Origin of the sequence: Paenibacillus sp. PvR133 (assembly GCF_017833155.1) — a bacterium.
Lineage (GTDB): Bacteria > Bacillota > Bacilli > Paenibacillales > Paenibacillaceae > Paenibacillus > Paenibacillus polymyxa_B.
The window spans coordinates 2,892,820-2,916,857 of sequence record NZ_JAFIBS010000001.1 but is presented as its reverse complement, the minus strand read 5'-3'; the positions used below and the strand labels follow the sequence as shown (position 1 = coordinate 2,916,857).

The 24,038-nt window shown below is 44.1% G+C and carries 21 protein-coding genes; 3 read left to right on the top strand and 18 right to left on the bottom strand.

The window, feature by feature from the left end:
* Window positions 1–3: 3 nt before the first annotated feature.
* Both JOE49_RS12810 and JOE49_RS12805 read right to left on the bottom strand, forming a co-directional pair.
* Window positions 4–5,853, bottom strand: coding sequence for an RHS repeat-associated core domain-containing protein (locus JOE49_RS12810; protein WP_481856247.1), 5,850 nt, complete (start codon window positions 5,851–5,853; stop codon window positions 4–6).
* A 96-nt stretch (window positions 5,854–5,949) separates the two neighbouring features.
* The gene (locus tag JOE49_RS12805) at window positions 5,950–7,965 is read right to left on the bottom strand and encodes a fibronectin type III domain-containing protein (RefSeq protein ID WP_237448980.1); all 2,016 of its coding nucleotides are present in this window, start codon (window positions 7,963–7,965) and stop codon (window positions 5,950–5,952) included.
* A gap of 346 nt (window positions 7,966–8,311) precedes the next feature.
* On the opposite strand from JOE49_RS12805, the gene JOE49_RS12800 reads away from it, so the two are divergent.
* Complete coding sequence (locus tag JOE49_RS12800) at window positions 8,312–9,070, top strand: DUF2087 domain-containing protein (RefSeq protein ID WP_023987737.1); 759 nt, start codon at window positions 8,312–8,314, stop codon at window positions 9,068–9,070.
* 155 nt (window positions 9,071–9,225) lie between these two features.
* Complete coding sequence (locus JOE49_RS12795; RefSeq protein ID WP_053324945.1) at window positions 9,226–9,567, top strand: GIY-YIG nuclease family protein; 342 nt, start codon at window positions 9,226–9,228, stop codon at window positions 9,565–9,567.
* A 2-nt stretch (window positions 9,568–9,569) separates the two neighbouring features.
* Here the strand turns inward: JOE49_RS12795 and JOE49_RS12790 are convergent, their stop codons facing one another.
* From JOE49_RS12790 to JOE49_RS12740, 11 genes are all read right to left on the bottom strand, one after another.
* Window positions 9,570–10,130, bottom strand: coding sequence for a GNAT family N-acetyltransferase (locus tag JOE49_RS12790; protein WP_028542977.1), 561 nt, complete (start codon window positions 10,128–10,130; stop codon window positions 9,570–9,572).
* Window positions 10,131–10,156: 26 nt separating this feature from the next.
* Window positions 10,157–10,714, bottom strand: coding sequence for a hypothetical protein (locus JOE49_RS12785; protein WP_023987734.1), 558 nt, complete (start codon window positions 10,712–10,714; stop codon window positions 10,157–10,159).
* A 309-nt stretch (window positions 10,715–11,023) separates the two neighbouring features.
* On the bottom strand, window positions 11,024–11,968 hold the full coding sequence (locus JOE49_RS12780) for a class I SAM-dependent methyltransferase (protein WP_209941430.1): 945 nt from the start codon (window positions 11,966–11,968) through the stop codon (window positions 11,024–11,026).
* Window positions 11,969–12,083: 115 nt separating this feature from the next.
* Window positions 12,084–13,295 carry a rhamnogalacturonan acetylesterase gene (locus JOE49_RS12775; RefSeq protein ID WP_160789234.1) on the bottom strand — a complete coding sequence of 404 codons (1,212 nt, stop codon included), beginning with the start codon at window positions 13,293–13,295 and terminating at the stop codon, window positions 12,084–12,086.
* A 60-nt stretch (window positions 13,296–13,355) separates the two neighbouring features.
* Complete coding sequence (locus tag JOE49_RS12770) at window positions 13,356–13,838, bottom strand: ribosomal maturation YjgA family protein (RefSeq protein ID WP_023987731.1); 483 nt, start codon at window positions 13,836–13,838, stop codon at window positions 13,356–13,358.
* A 223-nt stretch (window positions 13,839–14,061) separates the two neighbouring features.
* The gene (locus tag JOE49_RS12765) at window positions 14,062–14,649 is read right to left on the bottom strand and encodes a GNAT family N-acetyltransferase (RefSeq protein ID WP_160789227.1); all 588 of its coding nucleotides are present in this window, start codon (window positions 14,647–14,649) and stop codon (window positions 14,062–14,064) included.
* Window positions 14,646–15,359: an HAD family hydrolase gene (locus JOE49_RS12760; RefSeq protein WP_013309351.1), complete on the bottom strand. Its 714-nt coding sequence runs from the start codon at window positions 15,357–15,359 to the stop codon at window positions 14,646–14,648. Before JOE49_RS12760 ends, JOE49_RS12765 begins: the two co-directional genes overlap by 4 nt.
* A gap of 250 nt (window positions 15,360–15,609) precedes the next feature.
* The gene (locus JOE49_RS12755; RefSeq protein ID WP_160789228.1) at window positions 15,610–16,167 is read right to left on the bottom strand and encodes an SMI1/KNR4 family protein; all 558 of its coding nucleotides are present in this window, start codon (window positions 16,165–16,167) and stop codon (window positions 15,610–15,612) included.
* A 25-nt stretch (window positions 16,168–16,192) separates the two neighbouring features.
* Window positions 16,193–16,588 carry a hypothetical protein gene (locus tag JOE49_RS12750; RefSeq protein WP_209941428.1) on the bottom strand — a complete coding sequence of 132 codons (396 nt, stop codon included), beginning with the start codon at window positions 16,586–16,588 and terminating at the stop codon, window positions 16,193–16,195.
* 147 nt (window positions 16,589–16,735) lie between these two features.
* Window positions 16,736–17,821 (bottom strand): saccharopine dehydrogenase family protein, encoded by a 1,086-nt coding sequence (locus JOE49_RS12745; RefSeq protein ID WP_209941426.1) that lies wholly within the window; start codon window positions 17,819–17,821, stop codon window positions 16,736–16,738.
* The gene (locus JOE49_RS12740) at window positions 17,808–18,623 is read right to left on the bottom strand and encodes a class I SAM-dependent methyltransferase (RefSeq protein WP_209941412.1); all 816 of its coding nucleotides are present in this window, start codon (window positions 18,621–18,623) and stop codon (window positions 17,808–17,810) included. The genes JOE49_RS12745 and JOE49_RS12740 overlap by 14 nt, the downstream gene beginning before the upstream one ends.
* Before the next feature lie 172 nt (window positions 18,624–18,795).
* Between JOE49_RS12740 and JOE49_RS12735 the strand changes: the two genes are divergently transcribed.
* On the top strand, window positions 18,796–19,887 hold the full coding sequence (locus JOE49_RS12735) for a LuxR C-terminal-related transcriptional regulator (protein ID WP_209943610.1): 1,092 nt from the start codon (window positions 18,796–18,798) through the stop codon (window positions 19,885–19,887).
* 76 nt (window positions 19,888–19,963) lie between these two features.
* Here JOE49_RS12735 and JOE49_RS12730 read toward each other — a convergent pair whose 3' ends face one another.
* The 5 genes from JOE49_RS12730 to JOE49_RS12710 all read right to left on the bottom strand — a co-directional run bounded on the left by JOE49_RS12730 (window position 19,964) and on the right by JOE49_RS12710 (window position 23,888).
* Window positions 19,964–20,143: a hypothetical protein gene (locus JOE49_RS12730; RefSeq protein ID WP_023987721.1), complete on the bottom strand. Its 180-nt coding sequence runs from the start codon at window positions 20,141–20,143 to the stop codon at window positions 19,964–19,966.
* A 77-nt stretch (window positions 20,144–20,220) separates the two neighbouring features.
* Entirely contained in the window at window positions 20,221–21,222 is a 1,002-nt protein-coding gene (locus JOE49_RS12725) for an NAD(+)/NADH kinase (RefSeq protein ID WP_209941411.1), read from the bottom strand.
* Entirely contained in the window at window positions 21,219–22,280 is a 1,062-nt protein-coding gene (locus tag JOE49_RS12720) for an SPFH domain-containing protein (RefSeq protein WP_013309343.1), read from the bottom strand. The genes JOE49_RS12725 and JOE49_RS12720 overlap by 4 nt, the downstream gene beginning before the upstream one ends.
* A gap of 170 nt (window positions 22,281–22,450) precedes the next feature.
* Entirely contained in the window at window positions 22,451–23,116 is a 666-nt protein-coding gene (locus JOE49_RS12715) for an HD domain-containing protein (protein ID WP_023987719.1), read from the bottom strand.
* 52 nt (window positions 23,117–23,168) lie between these two features.
* The gene (locus tag JOE49_RS12710) at window positions 23,169–23,888 is read right to left on the bottom strand and encodes a HEAT repeat domain-containing protein (protein WP_209941410.1); all 720 of its coding nucleotides are present in this window, start codon (window positions 23,886–23,888) and stop codon (window positions 23,169–23,171) included.
* Window positions 23,889–24,038 lie beyond the last annotated feature (150 nt).

Genomic DNA, 24,038 nt, shown 5'->3' with positions numbered 1-24,038 from the left:
TCTTTATTTGAAACTGCCAGGTTGAACTCCAACAATCTCTTTACTTGTTGGATTGACATAGACCTTAGTACCAGTTGATGGATTAGTATATATCACGCTTCCTGGCTCACCCGGAGTTGGCTTTTTACTAAGTGCTGTTGTGATATCATCTGGCATAATATCTTTGCGACCTGACTTAAATAGCCTATTGTAAGCATGTTGATTCATTTTGAATCCTTGGCCACCGACTTCAACACCATTCTCCATCCACTTATCAAATACAGGCCGTCTGGTCGCCCTTAACTCAGCATTTCCATCTGCACTGAAAATTTTGGCTTTAGCTTGTCCTGTGCTCCTACTATTACTAGGTCCAAACATGGAACCCACAGTACCAACAAGACCAGAGGACTCATAAACATATCCTGTAATATAAGCACTATAAGCCTCTAGTAGGTAACTCTTAGCCCAATCCGCCTTTTTTTTACTATTTTCATAAGGGCTTGTTTGGGTCGCTAATCCAAATAAAAATTTAAATTCATTGTTATTGTCATTATACACAGGAGCAAAAATACTACCTATTTCTTCTCTCCACAGCCAATAATCGGCCTGTTTTTTAGAATGTACGTCCTTCATAGCTAGTTCTAATTCATATTTAAACTGTTCCAAAGGTCCTGTTGAAATATAATGCCCGCTAGGATCAATATATTTCAACGGATTGTTTTGGACATACGTATACAAATTCAAACTCAATGTATCATTAATTTCCCCATCGTACGTATCTTCATTAATAAACCTTCCACTATCAGGATCATACCATCTGGCACGTAGGTATTGCAGTTCTGTTGTATCATCCCACAGTTCGCCAGAGTAACGGAATGGATTGTGGACTTTTTCTTCCTTGACCTCTTCATTACCCCAAATATCATATTGATATTGATTCAGCAACGCTCCGGAGGAATCCCTGATTTCAATAATATCTCCGTGACCATTATAGACGGGATAGGCTTTGGTTTGATCCGCATAGGCTATAGCCTCTAATTTCAGACCTCGAATATAATTGGCTTTTAAAACAGGTTTTCCATTTTCAATCGTAGCTTCTGCTATAATTTGAGCACTGTTTCCATCATAGTAGTAACGGATATGAACGCCTTCCTGTATACGGTCTGTCAGTAATCCATCCCCGTTGTATTGGTACTCTACGAGCTTTCCATTGACCTTGACTTGAGTCAATCGGTTCTGATCGTCAAAGCTGTTCTCCCTCGGCTTCGTATGCGGAGTTCTCTCCGTTTCCATCGTAAGACGATTCCCTCTGGCATCATAAGAATAAGCATCCTGATTTTCGGTGGAGGTAGCAATCCGATTCAGCTTATCGTACGTAAAGGCATCCTCTACACCATTTTGAGTGCGTTTCGTGATATTTTTACCTGGATCGTAGCTATATTGAAAGCTATTCGTTTCCGCATCAGATCGTGTGTACTTTAATTCAACTAACTCAATCCCGTTATATTTGTTTTGCTGGCGATAATCATTTGCAGATACGGTTGTGTCCAGCAATCCATTTTTGGTATAGGAATATTCCGAAACAGGCTTATCTTTTATATTGCCTACAGTTTTCAATCTGTTCAATTGATCATACGTGTAGTTTACTTGCTCGCCAAATGGTCCTGTCATTTCGGTTCGATTCCCATTAGCATCATACTGATTGGAGAGCTTTAAACCATCTGGGTAAGACAAGGTATCTAATTGCTCCGTATACGGATCATACGCATAGGATGTTGTACCCGTCTGATCTGTCATACTTAGTCGTTTGCCTGCAGCATCGTATACGTAGCTGACCGTCTCATCTTTTCCTACACGCGACTTCAAGCGATTGCGGCTGTCATATTCAAATGAAGTGACGTTCCCGTTGCGGTCTGTTTTCTTGGATAAGTTCCCGTTGGTATCAAAATAACGCTTTTCAACCTGGTTTTTCTCATCTTTAGTTTGAATCACTCTACCCAATTCATCATACGCCTTCACCTTGGCATGCCCATCCGGATACGTGATCTGAGTGAGATTGCCCAGCATATCGTAAGTGTACTTCGTCGTTTCGCCGTTGGGCTCCGTCACAGATGTTTGGTCACCCAAGGCATTATATGAAAATTGAATTTCATTACCATTAGCATCGGCTTGTTTTAAAATCTGGTCGTTGACAGCATCATACTCTATCTTGGAAGTTATTTTCTCGTTACCGTCCATTGCTGATTTTTCTTTATTTTGCACCAGACGGTTCCATTTATCGTAGATTTGAATTTGTTCATTAAGCTCGCCGTCTCGTTGAGTTACTTGACGAAGAGCATCATTATACTCGACTACTGCTTGTGATCCGTCCGCGTAGGCTGTTGACGTTGTACGGCTCCAAGCGTCATAGCCATAACGTGTCAGGTGCCCAAGTGCATCTTCACTGGATACTAATCTGCCGTTAACGTCATAAGCTGATTTGGATTTGATCACGTAATCGTTACCTTCATACAGCCCTGACTCGATATTCCAACCCAAAGCATTGTAACGTGTTTTTGTTCGTATACCGAGCTCATTCGTAACCGTTACGGTGTTCTCAAGATCATCGTAGGCTGCTCGGATGCTTTTACCGTCTGGATAAGTTACAGCCTTTACGCGATCAAGAGCATCATATTGATACTCAGTTTTCTGACCTTTCCCATCCAGCGAGGAAGTGATTAAACCAGTTGGCTTATCATACTCTGACTGAATGGTTACCGTAGATTTTTCTCCATCAATATTTGTAACCTCTACACTTTGTTTCGTAGGAAAAGCATGGTCGTAGCCACTGCTGTATTCCGTGGTTGTAGTCACGGACTTGTTATCGTTCGCAATCGTCTGAACGGTTGTATTTCCGTAAGCATCAATACCTGAATAATTTACTTTTTGTAGTAATTCTCCCCCGGAATGATCCTTGGAGACGATGGCCTGTGTTACTTTCCCCTGCGGGTTTCGAGTGTACTCTGTAACTCCAGTGCTGTTAGAATCAATCGGTTCCGTAATGGTTTTAATCCTATGCTTGTCGTCATACGTATACGCAGTTTGTGAACCTTTTTCATCCACTGAGCTTGTCATATTACCGTAATCATCATATTCAGCAGCAGTTGTCAAAACATCTCCATTTTGATTATTGCTGGATGAGGTACGGGTTGGAACAGGCACAGTATAGGCTTTGCCTGTCACCTGCTTGCCGTATTGATAAGCTGTGCTCTTTTCAGAATCTCCTGCTTTAACCACAGATTGATCTAGGTAATACTGTGGTGGCGTGTCTGCACTAATAAACTTTTTAGTATAATTGAAGGTCGAACGAACTGATCCATTGTCTGTTACAGTAGAGAACGAAGTATCTTTCACATAGCTCTCAGCCATATCAGAATTATAATGAATCGTTTCCTGATTATAGTTTTCTGTTTGATTATTTTGATATGTGATTTGATCTACACGTGAGACTGCTCTATATGCCTCGTTTACCGAATTGGAGCCAATATAGCGTTTTACTGGCTGGTCTTCATAAGTATACAAAGTAGAGGCTCCAGTAGGATGAAATACTTTGGTTAACAAAGCGTACGGATTAGAGATTTGTCTTTCTGGATGTGACGCGCTCAAATTAAACTTGGCTGGTGCTAATGTATAGGAATATGTCGTTTTTCTGCCTTCGGCATCTGTCACTGAATCCAGCAATTCAACACCTTGTTCTGCATGTTTATGATAGACAACTGTGCGGTTTCCTTTAGACAAAGTAACGTCTGTAGCCGTATATTGAATATCAATCGAGTTGCCGATCGCGTCTTCTACCTTACTAAGCAATTTGCGTTTATAAGTAGCATTGAGTTCATAATTGAACTTTATCGTGTTATGATATGCATCTTCAATTTGCAGCAACTGCCCATCTTTGGAGAAATATTGTTTTTTCGTTCCATCCACAGAAGTTAATACATAGGATGAATTTTCTCCATTAACTGTTACTGAAGTATCAGGAGTAAAGGTGAGTCCTTTCCAGTCGTAACCTTTGAGCTGGTCACCCTCAATTTCATAGCTGCCACCATCCCCCAAGTGTATGTACTGCTTGCCCTCTTTGGTTTCTACATAAGGTAAATTCCAGGACCACCCCTTGCCAAGAGGATTCAATTGATCTTCTAAGGCAGGATAGGTACGGTTTTGAAAGATAAATGAAGGTTGATAGGCTACAATCTCGGCAAAAACGGTAGCATCCGCATCTGCTGCAATATAATATTTATTCCCATCGTCACTCGGAATTTCAGTCTGAGGATTGCTGTTAATTAAATCCCTGTAATGTTCAGCCTCAGCAATAGTTGTAAATAGTGCTGTCTGTCGGCGAACAGCCGTTTCGAGACCCTCTGAGACAATCGTTTCAATTTGCGGCGATCCTTCCATGGTAAAGGCTGTTCTTGTCCTTCCGCCTTTTCCATTACTTGTCCACTCGCTATAACCAATATCGCTAGTATAACCGGGCTTGGTAACAGTTCCGCTATAATCTTGCCTCCATTCTCGGGTATCAGCAGTTCCCTTATTGAACACTGTTCCTGAATAATACGCTGTTCCGTACTCGCTACACATGATTCTACCAGGAGAAAAGCTAGGGCATCTTTGAGGAACAATCATACCTGTTAAGGACAAATCCCCTTCATATGAATCCCTGTCGTAATGTAATTTAGAGTCTCCACATGACGAACCACTTGGATAATTCCGTGTTATATTTCCAGCGCTATCATAAAAGAACGTATTCATAACACTACACTGTTCCCCGAATACATTTTTAAAACTTGGAGCTGTATATGATCCCTTGATGACTCTGGCTTGTCCATCTTTGTTTAAGGTTCCTGTAAATCCATCTTTGCTGTACTTTATTGAATCAGGAAAAGCCTTCTCCCATTTTCCCGTTTGAGAGTCCTTTTCTACTCTGGACTCCGGAGCTGTAGTATAGGTTATTTTTTGTCCCGCTGCTTGACTAGCAGCTTCATAGGTTGTGTATGTGCCTATAACTTTGGTTTCCGGCTGAAGATTATAGGTATTCACATCAACATTCCCATCACCGTCTGTGTCCTCTTGCACCCATCTTTTTTGCTGATAGGCTACCTTGTACGACTTGGTAACAGGTTTCATCATCGCCTTAAAGTAGACATAATAATTTTGCACAGCAGCACTGTTGTCAACAATTTCAGCGCCTTCGTCAAAAAATTGAGCACGATTTGTATCATATTGACGAGTCAAAGAAAAGCCCAGTCCGTTTCGTCCAGGCAGAGTTAAATCTGTGTTTTGCAACGATAAGCTACCTGATAAAGTGGATATTGATTCTTTATCGTCGCCAACAGAATAAGGTGCTTCATTAAAGGAAGATTTATTGTAAACGGGCGCTTCCTCTCTAATAGGTGGAAGCTGTGGCACATTCGCCATGAGATTTAGTTTCAGGAAATCCGTCTTATATACATCTTCAGTGACTTTGTTCGTAGGAACAGGATCATCAGTTGGATAAACATCATCTGTAACACTATGAGAAATCAGGTTATCTAGTGGAGAATCCGATAGCTTATTATATACGTCACTTGTTACAGTCTGTGATTGGTTTTCCTCTGAAGGAAATAACGAAGCTACTGCCTGATCGTAGCTTATATGATCCTGTTCAGCCATATATAACGCTGTATAAATTTGATTTAATGAATAACCTTTCTTTAATTGTTCCGAAAGAAAAGATGATGTGACTCCAAATCGGGCAGCCATTTGATCCGCCGAATATTGCGAATTGTCCTTCCCTGCACCGAATACATTTGGAGGAACAAGGCCGCTAATTGTGCCAAAAATAAATGTAATAATCATGATTATCGCTATATGACGTCTTACTGTTCTAAATCGCAAGTTCTTCTCTCCATTCCCGACTTTAAATTGTATTACATATCATTTATTGGGAACTGCTCACTTTATGATCTGTATAAGGTTACCATTAGAGTCATATTGATATTGGAAAACAACCTGACCATCCTGTTCAATATGCTCAAGCCTTCCATTAGCATCATAAATATATTTATATTTTCTGGATAAGCCGCTTTTGACACTATTGCTAAACTCCGAATAGTTTCCAGCCGCATCCCTGGCTTTCACTGCAAACCTGTAAATTTTCTGAGGCTCTAACTGGTTCACTTGAAAGGTTAATTCTCCGGTATTACCTATCATTTGACTATCACGATACACATCATAGCTAACGACTCCAACATCATCGGTAGATGCTTCCCATGTTAAAACAATGCTATTCGGCGTAGGTCTGGAGCCTGCTAATTTCTTAGGTTTGGAAGGACTTGTTATATCCTTAGGCAAATCATCAATAGCTGGTATATGATCTAATCGGTCGTTAAGCTGTTGTTTGTCTGCATCATTGAGATTTATTACTAGAGCTCGGGCCATATTAATCTCAGTTTGTAATTTTGAAGCTTCTGCTTTTTCAACTGCCTGCGTAGCTGTCGTTAGCTGTTCAGCATAGGCAGCTTTCGCATCAATGATTTTCTGTATTGCTACTACCCTTTCAACAAGCTTGCCCTTGTCCGGATCACGAAGTTTGTTTATTAACTCTACAGCTGCATTTACATCATTTTGTAATTGGGTTGTCTCGGCTTGCACTACCGTTGCTGTAGCTTTGGCCAATTGTTCTATATATTTGGTATCCAAAACTTTTACAACAAAATTCTGCGTTATAGACTTACCTAACGGGTCTGTAGCTATTACCGTTATTGTGGATTCTCCCGAGCTTTGGGGTTGCAAATTCAGTATTGAGGTACTTCCCTTTGAGTCCTTGACCAATTGATGGGTGACTACGGCTGAGTTGGAATTCGTACACGAATATTGAAGCTGCTGATGGTCAGGGTCTGTAAAATATTCGGATACATCTTTAATTAAGACTCCGTCATCCATTTCAATCGTGGTAGTTGGAATGCTCTTAACCAGTACTGGCGCTCTATTAATCAAATTCAGGACCGATTCCGTGACTTGCGAAATATTTCCGGCACTATCTGTTGCCCGTGCCTGTATGCGTGTCCCATACTCATTTACATCAATGGGAGAGTTATACACCTTCCATTCGCTTTGATTGACACGATATTCCCTTGTCGCTGCATCAGTAGGATAGTTGATTGTCACTTTGATATTATTTGCTACTTCATTCGCAGGGCTATTACTGAATGACGGTGGGGCAGGAGGTGTTTTATCAATGTTGCTAATCACCAATGAATTCACAGTGCTGAGGCTTCCGTATTTATCTGTACAACGAGCAAAAATAGTAGTGTTTTCAGACACCTGAAATGGATTACTATATGGAGTCCACGTACCATTCACACCGATTTTATACTCGCTTTTAGAATTGGCAGGCACTCCATCCAATTGGATAAGAACATTTTGATTCGTCATCCCTGTAATATTGGAACTTATGTGTGGACTGGCTGGAGTGGTTAAGACAATTCCTGAGTATGTAAAACTTCCCGAGGATTTGGCTCCATTATTCTCATTAATGTAAAAGTAATAGACTGTTATGGCGTTATTGGAAGATGCAGAAGCACTGTAAAGTTTAGCTGATAATGCAGCCCCAAGATCCTTAAAATAGATGACGACATTGTTGCGAGTCAGGCTTATGTAATAAGAATTCGCCTGTACATGTACAATCGAACCATCCGATAACGTTACAGTTTCATGTGTAGACGATGGTTCTGAAGGCGTTGGCTTTTCTTCAGGAGGCCCAATTGATCCTCCTCTGTCTGGTGGTGGATACAGATCTGGTATTCCACCCGTAAATGCTGCTGACACTACTGCTTGAGGAAACACAGCTACGCTCCACGGAGATAAAAAAACAAATAAGCAAAGCATGATTAAAAAGAATTGTTTAGCATTCTTCCCTTTCCCTCGCTGCCTCATTTCGTTTAAAAAAAATTTCATTTTTAAAATCATCCTCCTTCATATAGTGGTAATGCCTAGTTAGAAGAATACTAAAATTAAAAATAATTTATAATTCAATCATATTTCGCCCTCTTTCAGAAAAATGTATTTTGATTTACATATGATAACAATGTCGTATTAAATTTGTATATAGCTAAGATTGTCGAAATAAAGAAAAATATATAAATATTTTTAAATTGCCATAAATTATGTTTAAAACAATAACATCCTTTTTTAAACATTATATGAATTTGAATATCCAGTATACTTTTAGAATCCTCCCACTCATTGATTTAAGGTAAACAAAATGTTATATTGTCTATATAATAACCATCATTTAATTGAGGTGTTTGCTAAAATGGATCATTCCGAACTATTCTGGAATGCTGGTATCGAAGAACTGAAGCGAGGATATATTCGCCAAGAAGAGCAGGTCATTTGCCTGCTGGACGGACAGCGATTTGAGCAAGGCATCATATATCAGGATCAAGGGGTATTTTATGACGCCGAGAGGTACATGCGCCTTCATATTGAGCGGACGTACGGTTCGGTCTTTGACTATTTGATCGGTCTGGACAAAAAGCTGACTGGACTGACGGATCATCAGAATCGGTTGCTTCAGTTATTTTATCAAGGCATGGGCGATGCGGATATTCAAAAGGAAACTGGAATCGGTAGCGCATCCACCATACGTAATCATCGCTTTGGTCTCAAAGAAAAAGAACGGCAGGCCAAGGTATTTCTCACATTAATGGAGCTGCTAAAGGAGAAGGACCGCCACGCTCCCGCCATTGTAGAAGTACCCATAGGAGCACGGATGGTGGACGAACGCTACAACATTACGGAAAACGAGCGGCAAAAGGTACTCACGAAGTATTTTCCGAATGGGACAGACGGACGCCTGAAAACCTTTAAAATGCAAGAAAAGCACAAGCTGATTGTGCTGCGTGAAATTGCGGACCGTTTTGTAAAGGGACAAATATATCATGAGAAAGATATCAATGCGATTTTACAGGAAGTATATGACGATTATGTCACGGTGCGAAGATATATGATTGAATACAATCTATTGGATCGTAAGCCGGATGGCAGTGAATATTGGTTGAAGGAATCTTGAATCTCAACGTTTATGAAATCAGCAATTTGCATAATTCGATTCCCAACGCTCGTAGGTACAATATATAGACGAACTAAATCGTTTCGATCTATACATTGCTGATTTGAAAATGCTCTTGGGATTTATGCAAAATGCTCAAATAGGAGGATTCGACAATGAATCGAAGAAAAGAATTGGTGCAGCAGTACATGGAGATGAAGACAGAGGCAGGAATCTATTGCATTCGAAATACACGTAATGGGAAAATTTTCGTCTCTTCCACGCTGAATTTAAAGTCGCTGAATGGACGGCGTTTTGAGTTGAACATGGGTGGATTTAAGAATAAACAACTACAACAGGAATGGAATGAGTACGGCGAAGATTCGTTTGAATTTGAAGTGCTGGACGTTTTGAAGAAAAAGGACTCAGCGTTCTTTGATGTCAAAGATGCACTAGCAAAGCTGGAGCAGACCTGGCTTGATCGACTCCAGCCTTACGGGGACAAAGGGTATTTGTAAACTTACCGATCCACGGGATGCTCTTCCCGAAGGTATCCAAAAATAACAGCGTCGACAAATTGACCTTTTTCATAAAAATAGTTTCTCAGGTGACCCTCTTTAGTAAAGCCACTTTTGAGTAGCAGCCGTTTGGAGCCTTCGTTATCTGGATCAATGAAGGCTTCTATACGGTGAACATGCGGCAAATGAAAGCCATAATCCACGACCACCTTCATCGCCTCCGTCATCAGACCTTGCCGCCAATATTCTGGTGCCAGCTCATAGCCGATTTCAATACGGGAGTGCTTCTTCTGCCAGTTATGAAATCCAATTGTACCCACGATCCGCTCAGGAGCTTCTTTTAACGTAATCCCCCAACGAAAGCCCTCTTGCTTCTCATATCTGGTTAGCATCGAACGAATAAATTTTTCGGCTTGCTCTACTTCTGTAAAGCTTTCCAAGTCATAATATTGTGTGACCTCATCCTTGGAGAAATAGCCGAACACATCCTCCGCATCCCCTACTGTAAGCTGTCTTAAACGAAGCCTATCGGTTTCTAAAATCGGAAACGTTTCCATTGACATTATCCATCTCCTTCACATCGAAGAACCTATCTTATCAGCCACCAGCCAATCCCAACCATCACTCCATTTATGAAGAATAATACAATACATGCTCTCCACTTGTTGCTTTCACTTGTTTGAAAAAAAACAGTCACTTTACTACGACACATGAACAACGTAAACAACAAATTCCAAATAATACGCATACCATATTTTACGTAGTATAGAGCAGGGTTTAGCTGTACACCGCCCAACGTTGGAGGGACATCCGGAATAAACAGAATTGCACACGTATAACGCATGGTCTCATATGTAAAATAAAATACTGCCAGCCACCAAGCCCACTTCTTACCAAATAACATGCCGACACCGGCAGTCGTCCCTGCCAAACCGAGTAACGCGATAAACCCTTGAAACATGCCCCTACAAATGCCTACTAACGTAGAAGCCTCATTTAATGCATTAAGCGTCAATAGCTGGGTCACCAACAGAAGTGCTCCATTAAAGATCAATAAAATGGCTGAAATGCTTACACCTAAAGGTCGTTCGAAAACCACGTTCGTTACATAATCTTCTACTTCTTTTTTCGTATACAGATCTGACACTTCTTCTACTCTCCTAACCCAAATTATATACTTCCATTTTCGGGCGGGTATAATGACAGTATGTTCTCGCCTCATTCCCATATATCGGCTTTTAGGAAAATATGATTTAATCTTTCCTGAAAATTCCGTTATCCGTAAGCTAATCATTATTATTCAGTGCAGCCATGCTGCTAATGATTATCCTCTAATGGTGTCAAATTAGCGTCATGAGAATCTCTATCATTAACAGAATCCCAAATAGAGTAATATCTATCCTTATACTACCATTCCAAGAATGAATCTGACAAATGAATAGACTACTACTCACGCTTATGAATGTATACGCGTTATTTTCGTGGCCCTGTAACCTTCAGATGACTGGATATACTCTACTTGATAACCCATTCGGGCATCCAAAAGCTCTTCCATAAACGGAAGGCACGGACTGTAAATAAAACTCCCTCCTGGCCGAATGGCTCTAAGCAATTCCATATATTTGCGAGCGTACTCATGAATATTACCATCTGCCTTCAGATGATGATGTATAAAATGATTGGAGAATGCCATATGTGAAACGATCGTTCCCCATGTACGTTCTCCAAAGGTGATCTCTAACCAATCTCCTTGAGTGACACAACCTTCTGTTTCAGCCAACCGATCTGTTCCGTAAGCCTCAATTCCACAGGCACGTAAATAAGTAACTAACCGTGCCTCAGATCCGCAACCAACGTCTAGAACAGGCTCTTGCAAACGAGCAATGTCCAATCCCAGTAGATTGGCTTGCAACTCCGGCGTATACTCCTCACAAGGTATCCAAAAGGTATACTCACACTCTGCATACTTAGCAAACATTTCACGTCCGTTGGTACGAGTTAAAAAATCTCTCAAATGCCCGTAATGCTGCTGAAGCAGCAAGTCCAGGGTTGCTCTATCTATAAATTTCTTCTGAAACAGTTTTTCAATCCGGGTGAAAAGTCGATCATACAGCTCCGTAAGCTCCCTCGCATGATCTGTGTGAAAATGTAGATACTGATTGGTATTTACAAACTGGGACAGTATTTTAGCCGCTACATCCTTCACAAAAGCGTTATACATATGCTGGCGCTTCAAGCTTTGAAGCATGAGGATCAGTTCCGAGCTTCTCTGCGTCAGCCAGTACGTCATTTCTGTTGAAGGTCCTAACAGAACAGAACCCTCGCGCATATAAAATAAACTCCGATGCTGATTGTACAGGAGTTGACCGTTAATAAGATTATGAAGTTGAGCGACTGTCATTCTCGCTTCCTCCTTAAGATCCAGAACATTAAAGCCCTACCCAAGCCTAAACAATGTTATCTTTGGGTAGGGCCAGCTTATTTTCTAAGTATACCATGGCTATGGAAATCGTGTTTTATTGCGAATCCTCCGCCTGTACATAAGAGGATAAAGGAATATTCAACTCACGTATTCCCTGAGCTACCAGCCGAGCTATTTGCTCCGCACCGTATTCCTGAAAATGTGTATCATCCTTCACTCCATCAGGAAATGCAGGATACACCCCTGGCTCCAAGTGTAAAAATAACGGGAGTGTTCCTTCCAGACCAAGTGTATCATAGTACGCTACACTCAAGCGGCTAAGATCGACCAGTGCAACATCTGTCTCCGATGCTGTTTCCTTCATGGCCTGCACATATTCCGGGAAACTAATCCGAAACGAGGCACTTGCCGCATCATAATCCCGTCGGCCAACAGGAGTAATTAGCACAGGCGTTGCACCGCGTTGGATGGCTCCTTGGATGTAGGTTTTTAAGTAAACTTTGTAATCCGCGGGTGAAACATAACGCTCTTGGTTGTTGATCGCGGCATCATTATGTCCAAACTGTATGAGCAGATAATCTCCTGGACGGATATTGCGTAAAATATCATCTAACCGCCCTTGTACCAGAAAGGTTTTCGTGCTTCGTCCACCAATAGAACGGTTCACAAATATAGGCTCATCTGTGAAGAACGGAGCAATCTTTTGCCCCCAGCCCGCCTGAGGCTTCATCGCGGATTTATAGGTTTGAACCGTAGAATCTCCCGCAAGGTATACCGAAGGGTGTTCTCCAGCCGTTCGAGCATCCTTTGGAGTAATAACCAAAGCGTTAATCTTCGCTTCATTACCTGAGAAATACAATTCGAGCTGACCATCGATGAGTGCAAGTTCAAATCCAGCCTCGACAAATTGTCCTGCTGTTTTGGTAGTAGGTTCTACCTTGACGATGGACTCGGCTTTAACCGTAATGTCTGTGTTTCCGGCAGTATCTCCGGCAATTAGAGAAAGCGTGTAATCCGCAGGTGGTAAATTGACAACAAATGATGATCCTTGAACACGAACAAAATCTGAGCGTATAGCATCACTTCCACCACGATCCTCTTCATTCACTTTGGAAAGATCGGTAAATCCATAGCCTCGCTCAGGCGTGTAAACATCCTTGGCAGTGACTTGGGTGTAGCCGTCAGCTACGTTCCCAGGGCCAAAGTCAAATCGAAGAGGCGCCGCAAGCTGTCTTTCGGCCAGTGCCTGCCCTGGGATAAGTATGGTTGCAAACAACAAGCTGAACCCTGCGCATAATCCAATCATCTTACCGAACAACCTGTGACGCTTTCCCTTTTGTTTCAAGCGCAACCCTCGCTTTTCAGGTTATTTGAGTGGTTTGTCATTGTCTCTACGTGTATTGCTCCCCGCCAGCTTTTGACAACCTTGATCCAGCGCCCAGGATACCACAATGCCAACCGTGTACCTGATCAGATCCGCGGTCAGGAACCCTTTCCCAAGCACCAAGCCGCCCAGCGTCGTTGCCCGAATGTGGTTAATCCAGGGAGCCTGGTACATCTGGCTGAACTCAATGGCGAAGCAAAACAGCAAGCTGCCCCACAGGGCTACAGACAATTGACGATTCACCCACAACATTCTCAGCCCCAAATAAATCATGCACGCCCACAAGGCATCCCCAAAGTGATCAGCAACGAATTCAGGCAACCGGGAGGAGTAAACCCGGCTTCCCAAACCCAACAAGATCGTGACCAGCACAGCAATTAGGTACGCAGCGCGAGCCTTCCAGCTGAATTTCGCCTTTATTTCCCGATTGGCCTTCCTGATGACGCTCTTACGAACGCTCCTCATGCTAAATCACCTGTCCTAATGCTGGGACATCTCCGCCGAGCTGCTGGAAATTCGTAAAGCATCCTCTCTTGGATAGCGCTTGCAAGATTGCTGAACCTTTTGCTGATGTCATATTGTATGCACACCAACTTGTCTGTATTTTTCATAATATAATTAATCATAATAAGCCTCCGTAATATCGTACAAACGTATCAGCAACTTCCAAACTGTTCGTGTGAGGATACTAAAATTCAATACCACGCACCTTGGCAAAAACCATTTGGTGTACCATGCTTCCCTCTTCATCATACTCGACGTTTCTTAAAATCCCCTCCAGTGTAAAACCTGCACGTTCCGCTACCTTGGCGCTGCGCGTGTTTCTGGAATCACAACGAATCTCCACCCGATTGGCATGCAAATGCTGTATGGCAAAATCCGTAATACCGTGCACGGCCTCTGTTATAATGCCTTTTCCGGTCCATGATGTTCTGAGCCAATACCCAATTTCAAATCTTCGTGCATCCCAATCAATACGATGCAGACCGCTGCTGGCTACAAATTCTCCCGAAACCGTATCAAATATATACAACATCATATCAGACCGATCCAAAAATTTAAGTCTGGCTTGGCGCGAACGGATTTCAGATTCCTCTGCCGTAGGAAGATTTCTTGCAAACGGAAGCCAAGGCCGCAGTTCATTCGCACTCTCTCGTATCGCCTCATTGACTGCCGCCCCATCCCCCCATTGCGGAGCGCGTATGGTCAATCGCTCCGTCTGGAATTGGTCAGGGAACGATAAGAGAATGGGATTCGGTTGCTGCTCCATACTCATGATGCACCCTCCTCCTTATTCGTTGAATAACTGCGACGATCCAGCCAACCTGTGATTTCACGCAAACTCCCAATCTGATAGTCCGGTACAATGCCTGTTTCCTGCCACGTCATAAAGCCTTCCAGCCAGATGGTATGCAATCCTGCACTTTGTGCACCACGAATATCATTTGTCGGGTGATCGCCTACATAACAGGCATGGCCGGGATCGACAATGTCCAGCTCATTCAGAGCCAACTCGAAAATTCGAGGATTAGGCTTCTGGATGTTGACGCCCCCCGATACGATAATAGAATCCACATAATCCCTCAGCATAACTCGGTCGATTTTCGCTTGCTGCGTGCGGAGTGAGCCGTTGGTAATAATACCAAGCTTCAAGCCACGCGACCGCAGTTCGGACAACACTTCCTTGGCCCCGTCCATCAACACCGTAAACTTATGAAATTCACCATACCAAAAGCCCAGCATCTCTTGTACTGACGTATCGGGATTTTTCAGTTCCAAGTCTGCATGCAGCTCGGTATACAGTTCCCTCTTATCCCGGTACCCGTCCTGATCCGCCAAACGTATCTGTTCAACAACAGCCGCGCGGCTCGCCGGTTCTTCTGCCACAATAAATCGTTCAATAAAGCGCTCTGTATATGCCGCAAACGCCTGTTTACGATGAATAAGAGTATTATCCAGATCAAAAATAATCGCTTCTATGGACATAAATAGCTCCCTTCCTTCATCTTCTTGCACCGATTAGGCTGAAACAAATTGAATAATTCCTATTAGAAATAAAAGAAAAAAAACAGACAAGAAAACGATGATCATGTACTTTAAGATTCTCTTGGAGGTCGACTTTTGTTCCAGTTTGATCTCGATCTGGGTCAACCTTTCTTTGATTTCTTCCAAATCCTGCTCCACCTTCACATCATGCTCCCCTTCCTTCGTTTCGACTTATTCATCTTCCTGACACTCACTCACACAAGTTGCTCCAAAAACGCACTTTTTTTACGGCATTAAAATCAATTTGTTCATAAGGCTTCTCCCCAAATTCCAGCTTGAAATACTCCTGCAAACATTCCCCATACACGATAATATCCGTTTGATACACTGAAAATACCGGATTTCCTTCTTCAGATGGCTGCTCTGGGATATATCGATGTCCGTTGATCGGGATTAGCTTGGGCACACGTAAAAACTCACGTTTACATATATCAACGGCTTCCGCCGAATCTGTCGGTTTTTCGCCCCATTCGGGAGGCCAGAATATATGCTGCTCTACATCAAAAATCATACCTTCCAGCGGCCAATTCAACCTTTGCCGAATTACCCCCATCCGCTGTGGTGACGTATCTCTCCAAGGGATAAAGCCTTTACCGATGGGAAGAACACTCATCAGAAGCTCCCTCAAATCGGGCGGGAAGTGAATATCATACCTGCCTTCGACGTCGGTAACCTCCTGCATGGATAAGCCTGGAGCTAAGGTCACATCGTGTTTACGTAATAAATCTATGATATAAGCGATATCCATCTCTTATCGACTCCTCAGCAGCTAGCTAGTTGACCGGATTGGCCAAGAGGCCTACCAGGCTTGTAACTTCAACTTCACCAACACGGCGCGGGCCTTCCATAAAATATCCCCTCGTTCCTACCTGTATCCGGTGTCGGTGTACCTTTTCCCTCATTTCTCCAAACAAAACCCACATTCTCGCCTGTCCTTCCCGGTGAACCGGACGCTCGGTATCCATGATCAATTGACCATCTCCATCTTCAAACTCAGGATGTATGGCGTAAATTCCCGTCGTCGTGATATCATCGCTCTCATAGGCAAAATCGCAGCGGTACCCCTGAATAGGCAGCTGTTTCCTGCCTCCTTCTTCCGGCGTGTAAAATCGATACTTTATTGTAAAATCGTGCGTATGCTGTCTGCTATTTTCATAGGGGTTCCACATTTCATATCATCCCCTTAGGTCTTTTCCAAAAATATGTACTTCTTTCTAGTGTAATTCAATAGGAAAAGAAATCCAAGACCTATCCGCAATACATTGCTGAATAAGCTTGGATTATATGAAAGTCCTTTATTATAATATATATGACTTCTATACTTGCTGTCCGTTCACCTGAATATCTACGGCTACTTGCTGCCCCATCCAAGCCTGTATGCGATTCCACGAAAAAACCTGCTCCATGTGAAATACACCATATGGAAGTTCTGAACGGTACAGGGCGAGCGCTGCAAAGACGGTTGCCTTAGCGGTTAAATCAGATTGATGGTGCCCCCTCAGCCGACATTCGACCTTCGTCTCCTTGCCATTGAGAGTTCCTCGAGCATCTACCTTGACCGCTACAGCATCCCCTCCTATATGTACCTTGCCAAAGCTGCGAACCACTGCATCACGCACGGTTTTCTGTCGGAGTAGACCTGACACTCCTATCGTTCGAAGCCCTGCCAGAAGCCGGGTGGTCAAGCGCGAATCGAAGCAAAGGCGTGTGCTGACCGTAGGAACTTTGAGCGTACGAGGAAGTGTCTGCTGATCCGAAAAAGGAAATCGATACGCCCGATGACGACCCACTCCTGCACCAAAGTCTGCCACTATGCCGTCGGTAAAGCTTTTTCGAGTCACAGGGCGTCCCTGTTCTATAACCTCCAAATCGGCATGAATCTGATCTACTGTCCACTCAATGGCAGCCTGACCGTGTCGATCTCCCAAGCCCAGCATCAAAGATATATTCAACTCATCCGTCTGATCCATGAGCTGTGTCGCTTGCAATGCCAACAGATTGGTCAGTCCCGGAGCTAATCCTACACTTAACAGGGCTGTGGCCTGATAAGCTCGGGCCTCCTGATGACACTGCTCCACCTGACTCAAAAAGTGCGCATTCGCGGTAATATCCATGTAATGCACCCCATGTTGAAGACAAGCACGTACCAAGGCCGTATTGTCCTGATCCAGACACATGATCACCAATTTGGCTTGCTCTAATATCGACGGGTCCACCGGCTCATGAATATTAAGCTGCAGGGGCTTTATCTTACCATTCGATTGTCTACTAAATTCAGTGGCACGCTCCTGGCTACGACCTGCGGCAAATACCTTGCCGGGAAACATTTCACTTAACTCCGTGCATATAATTTTTCCAACATGGCCATACCCGCCAATGATGATGATGTTATCCTTTGTCATAAGTCGTCTCTCCCTCTTTAACCGCAAACCATGCATTTACTAAAAAAGCGCCATAATACCGGGTGATGTGGGTAAAGCCTGCCTCTATCAACAGTTCCTGTATTGCCGCATTGGACACCGGGTTTGACTCACGACCGATGGAAGCAGCGAATCGTTCCCAATCCTCCAGTGAAATGCCCTGACTCAGCATATGACCTTTCCACGCCTGCATTTGGATGGAAAAAGAAGGCTCCTGCGGATTCCCATTAATAGAAGCTAGACAAAGAGGCGCACCCGGCTTGAGTCGAGCGGATATCTGGTGTAGCAATGCCTGTTTACTTTCCAAGCTCTGAAGAAAATGAAGCACCAGCAGGCAGGTTGCAGCGTCATAGACCGGTTCTCTGCATGACTCTTCGCCGTGCTTTTCGTGCTGTTCTTCAGGCTGTTCTCCAGATAACTCTTCCAACGTACCTGCAACAAACGATACTTTTGAACTGATGCCCGCATGTGTCACACGCTTACGTGCCAAATCCAGCATGTGCTCAGAGGGATCAACTGCCGTAAAGGACCATGCTCCATGGCGCCCTCCGAGCGTTATCAATTCCTGACCGCCTCCAGCACCGACAATTAGCATATTTGGATCTATATTTCTAGTATGAGCTTGTGCCTCAAGCTGTGCGGTTATCAGACAGTCTGTCATCTCATACAAATGAGCATATCCAGGTATTTTTAAAGCAATCGTATCCGCGTACTTATGCACATTCGGATGATTCCAGCTCATAGGTTGGTTTGAGTCCGTATTTCCAATAGGGGTATGTCTCATATGTGCTTTCCTCCAAACATTTAGCCTTGATCTTCTCAGACCATTCGTTTATTGTAGATTTTATTAAGAATCATTCTCAATTATAAATACAATACGAATATCCACCATCCCATAAATGTGGGATTTAATAATCGCGCTTGAGAATCTCCAGCTTTCACGATAGGAGTAAATGATGAACGCACACTACACGCAATTTGCACAACTTAAGGACGCCCGACAGCAAATCATTGATCTGGGGGGAAAAGCACCCTCATCCCTAACGTACAAGCACACCCTAATCGACCGCTTGCGTACTCAGATTGCTTTCGATGCGGCGTGCTGCACCTCAGTAGATCCGCGTACGCTGCTTTCCACGGGGGCATTTACAGAGTCGGGTGTGGAGGACATTCATAACAAACTGCTGGAATACGAATATCTGCACGACGATATGATGAAATATGATCAGTTAGTGCGAGAAGGACAGTCTGTAGCGACGCTACATGGGTCTACACAAGGCCAACCGGATCGGAGCACACGATATAGAGATGTTTTGCAACCCGCCGGATTCGGGGACGAGCTACGTGTTCCATTTATGTACAAAGGGAGCTGTTGGGGATTTCTTACGTTGTTCCGTCATCATGGAAAGCCTGTATTCAGCGAGGAAGAGCAACAACTGCTTGAAGCATTAGCGCCGTCCATAGCCTACCATCTGCGTCAGGCCAGTGTTGGTTTATCTCCAGCCCCTGCCATGATTACGGAAAATGAACTTGAGCCAGGGGTTCTAATGCTTTCCGATAAGCTAGAACCGATCTCGTCCAATACAGTAGCAGAGCAGTGGCTACAGCTGCTTCGGCAGCAGGAGGGAATCCATGAAGACAGCCTTCCGGCTCCTGTCCGGGCGGTATGCCTACGAGCGCTATCCACTGCCACTGCACCAGCCCGACTATGTATCCCTTCCGCAGACGCAGGCACCCCATGGGTAACCATCAGAGCCACCCTTCTGCAAGGCGGACAGGAGCATACGGGCCAGAAGCAGCTAGCCGTATGGTTTGTGGCTGCTAAAGCAACTGACATGCTACCGCTTATGGCCGAGGTGTACTCATGGTCCGAACGAGAGAGACAAATTGTCCAACTCATTGTTCAGGGCTTTTCGACCAAGGAGCTGGCCAACGCACTTCATATTACTGCCTACACGGTGCAGGATCATCTGAAAGCGATTTTCTTGAAAACAGATGTAAGCAGCCGCCGTGAGCTAGTATGGAAGGTATATTCTAGATTCAATTAACCTATGTAAAGAAGACAGATGACCCGATTAGGGATCATCTGTCTTTGCATCACTGCTCTATTTGGACGCAAGAGCCTTATTTCTTCGAAGAGGAGTTCGTATCATCGTATGACACTGGTGAGGGCTTCGCAATCCATTCATCAGCCTCAGGCTCGATATCCACGCCATTTTCCAGCTTCGTTTTCTCCATCAAGGAATCTCCGTCCTCGTCCTTCTTGTTGCGGATTTTCGCTTCGTCTTGAGTGTAGTCGCTCATGTTGATTCCTCCTTTTTTAATTTCATCTGATGGTTGTACTTTACTCATAATTACCCATTGCCGTCCTGTACAAACCTCTACACGACCAGATGCCCTTTTTTCTCCGCCGGTCCAATGACCGCCTCAATGCCAGCATTAAACTCCAGAAAGTCGCTTTCCACTCCATCGCTGAAAATAACTCCATTTTCCGGCATCTGCGATGCAATCCGTAACGGCTTTTCGGCTGCTACCTGACCAAACACGAGATCCGCAGCAGTCGTTCGACTGGGGAATGGTTCTCTCACCGTAAAATAAAGCGATGGCGAACTCCAAGTTGTACGATGATCATGACTCATTCCGTCTGATGTCCCTTCCTGAGTGAAGGCTACACCGGGCATCAGCTGGCCTGGAGTCAGCGAGATTGGATGCCGTGTAGCACTGCCGACAATTCCGGCCGCTCCAGCCAGCACACTGGTCAGCCAGCCTGTCGCTCCCAAACCGGTTGAAACGATAATGCCGCTGGATGATTGTTGCTCTACCTGATCCTCCAGCCTTAGCTCATATCTCGCGGAGACATGAGTTTTGCGCCCAATGAACAAATCATTTACAGCATACAAGGATTGGCCATCATTTAATTGGGCTTTAGCCAGCGTAACCTCCTTAATTGGCCGTCTGTGCACGAACACATCCGGCACCACCCAGCGCAGGTCGGATACAGTAAACGGCAGCAATACCCCGTCCCAGCGCAATGGATCTGGATTCACACCGATAAGTGGCTGCTCGGTCAAATATTTTAACGTGTTGGCTACCAGCCCATCCTGACCCAACACCACCACTGTATCCTGCTCACCAAAAATAAAGTTCGGCACATGCTCCCGCTCCACAATCTGAACACGACCCAAGGCTGTTAACTCCGACGTTGCCGTTGCCACCGCCCTGCGGTAATTTTCGTCCTCCAGCACATAATCACTGAAATCCGCACCCAACCGTTCCATAAAGAAGCGAGCCTGCTGCACCGTATTGTATCGGACAATCAGTTCCTCCAGTCGCGTTTTACGCTTCACCAAAATGATCTTCTGCTCTGTCATTCGGCTGCTCATCGTGTTCTTCCTCCAGACCCTCTCGATCCTGCTGATCCGCTAGCTCCCGTATCTGACATGAGACCTTGCAGCAGATCCGGCGTAATATTCAGCTGACCGATTTTGCCTGCATTTTCTGCAAGCTCCTGGAATGCAATCGCAATTAGCTTATCCGGGCTCATATCCATGTTGGCCATAGCTTGAAGTACGTTCGGCTCAACATCCTGCAACGATTTCATGACTGCTGTCAGCTCATAGGCCTTGGCATCGGCTTCCGCCTTTTTATTTGTTACAGTCAGCTCAATCAGCTCGCGTTTTTTCTCCTCCAAGGCTGTGTCAAATCGTAGCTGCTCCTCTTTCATCTCGCTTTGCTTTTGCTTCACAGAACGCTCGGCATCGAGTTGAGTTTCGCGGATTTGTTTCTTTTTCGTCTCTACTGCAATCTCAGTGTTCAGCTCGTTTTCCTTCACACGCCGCTCTTGCTCAATAGATGCATTACGACGCTCATACAAAGCATGATCCGCGTTGCGAAGAATCTCTTCTCTCGCTTGAGCCTCCAGCGCTCTCATCGTCTCCTTATTGGGTAGAATCGCCAAAATCGACAGTCCCATAACCTCAATGCCGAGCTTTTCCATTTCCGTATGCTGTGCAATATCCTTCGTCATATTTTGGGCCAGACGTTCACTGGACTGAACAGCTTCTTTGAGCGGGACACGCTCCAAATACTTTTTGGTAAGCACCTTGGCGATGTTAATCACCCGTTGGGCCAGCTTGCTCGGATCATCCGAAATGTAGCGTCGTTCCTTCAAGTCATACGTATAGTTTAAAATCTGCGTCGTTCTCCGATAATCCACAATTCGATAAGTTAGTTGCCCCTGCACCGTCACCGCCTGAAAATCATTCGTCATGTCCTCAAACATGAACGGCGCATCAATGGAAGAGACGGGCACGACAACAACCGAGGTGGTCGGGGCGTAGTAATAAAAAGATAATCCAACACCCTCCCGAACCACCTTCCCGTTTTTCACCTTCATCACATATTCACTGGGCTGAAATTTAACAAAATTAAATCCAAACATAGCCACTTCCTCACTTTCTTTATAGTTTATAATATTTTGTTATTATCATTTTGTTATTAACAATAAAATAACACACATTTTCGATAATATCAATATGACATTTATGAAAAAATAAAGGCCATTTCCCCTCCGATATGCTCGGTTAGAGGAAACAGCCTTATTGAAACACTTTATTTATCATCCACATTCCATTCTCTATAAAATTGCTCCAAGTACATCTCCATCCATTGATGCCGGACCTCCGCCAGCTCTTGAGCATAAGCGGTATTCATTAAATCCTTGAGCTTGAGCAGCTTTTCGTAAAAATGGTATATGGCACTTTTACCTGCGGCACGATACTCATGCTGTGAAAAGTCTTTATCCGGGTGATGCATCATACTGCCTTTTGAGCCAGCATACATAAAGGTTCTTGCAATCCCAATTGCTCCAAGAGCATCCAACCGATCCGCATCCTGCACAACTTGACCTTCCAGCGTTTCCATAGGCGGGTTTTGTCCACCATTGTAGGACATCGTAGCTATAATAGTCATCACGTGCGTGATCACATCTGGATCACTTACATGCAGAAGCAGCCACTGCTCTACTTTATCCAGGCCCGCTTGCTTGGAATCATTTAATTTTTCATCCGCTACATCATGCAGCAGTGCTGCCAGTTCACAAATAAACGAATCTGCGCCCTCTTTGGCAGCAATTTTAAGGGACAGCTTTCTCACCCGGTCTATATGAAACCAATCGTGACCACTATGATCATGCTCCAACTGCTGCTGTACAAAGGGCTCCGCCTTTTGAATAATATCTGCCAAAATCGCTTCCTGTTGCTCCGTTCGTCTCTCCATATGTCACCTTTCAATCCCGTCCATACTTTCTATGGTAGGTTCGTTTAATTTTTTAATGCTTGGCCATCTGCTTACTGCGAATCATTGAGAGCGCCTTACGGGCTGCCAGTTTCCCATTCGGGCTTCCGTGCTTCACCACTTCTTTTAATAATTCGGTCGCTGGCTGATATCCATGATGTCCCAAAAGGACACATGCTCGTTCCTGTACATACATATCCTCATCGTCCAGATAGGGAAGCAATGAGTCTAGTTCGCAGATAGGCGTGATCGCCATTAGGCTGTAAAGAAGCTGACATCTCACATCATCATCCACAGGTGAATCCTTTTCTAGCAAGGCTCTTAGTTCATTCATGCAGCGAATATCTTCCGCTAATTGTTCTGTGCTAATGTCCTCGCCGGACGGATAATCCTTACGGAGCTGTTCCCACTCCAGTGCTGGATTTTGCTCCAACTCTGCAATCAGAGAAACCACATTTCTGTACGCCGGTGACAAATCCGTTTCCTCGTGACTTATATAACACAACTTATATGCTAACGGCCCCTCCACATATATGCCAACATAATTAGAATGGTCATCCGTCCATAGAGGGACGATATGTTTAAATATCTCGATCTGCCCCATCCACTTGATGCCCTCGGCAAGCTCTTGCTCATTCATGAGTTGAAGCTGAACGTTCCGTCCCTCTCGTTCCTTGCTATGTACATGCAAAGCTTCCACCATGTCGTCTGGCAGATGAATTGCTAGCCGTTCAAGTACCTCTTGTAAGCTCATTTTTCACGCTCCTTATCTTCTCTACTCAAAATCTACTATATAAAACCGAAAAGGACAGGCTTTCTTCATTTTATTCTATATGGTGTATGCTATCCAACCTTTAGAACGAGAAGTCAGTAACCTGACAAAAAAAGAACCTCCAAAACCACA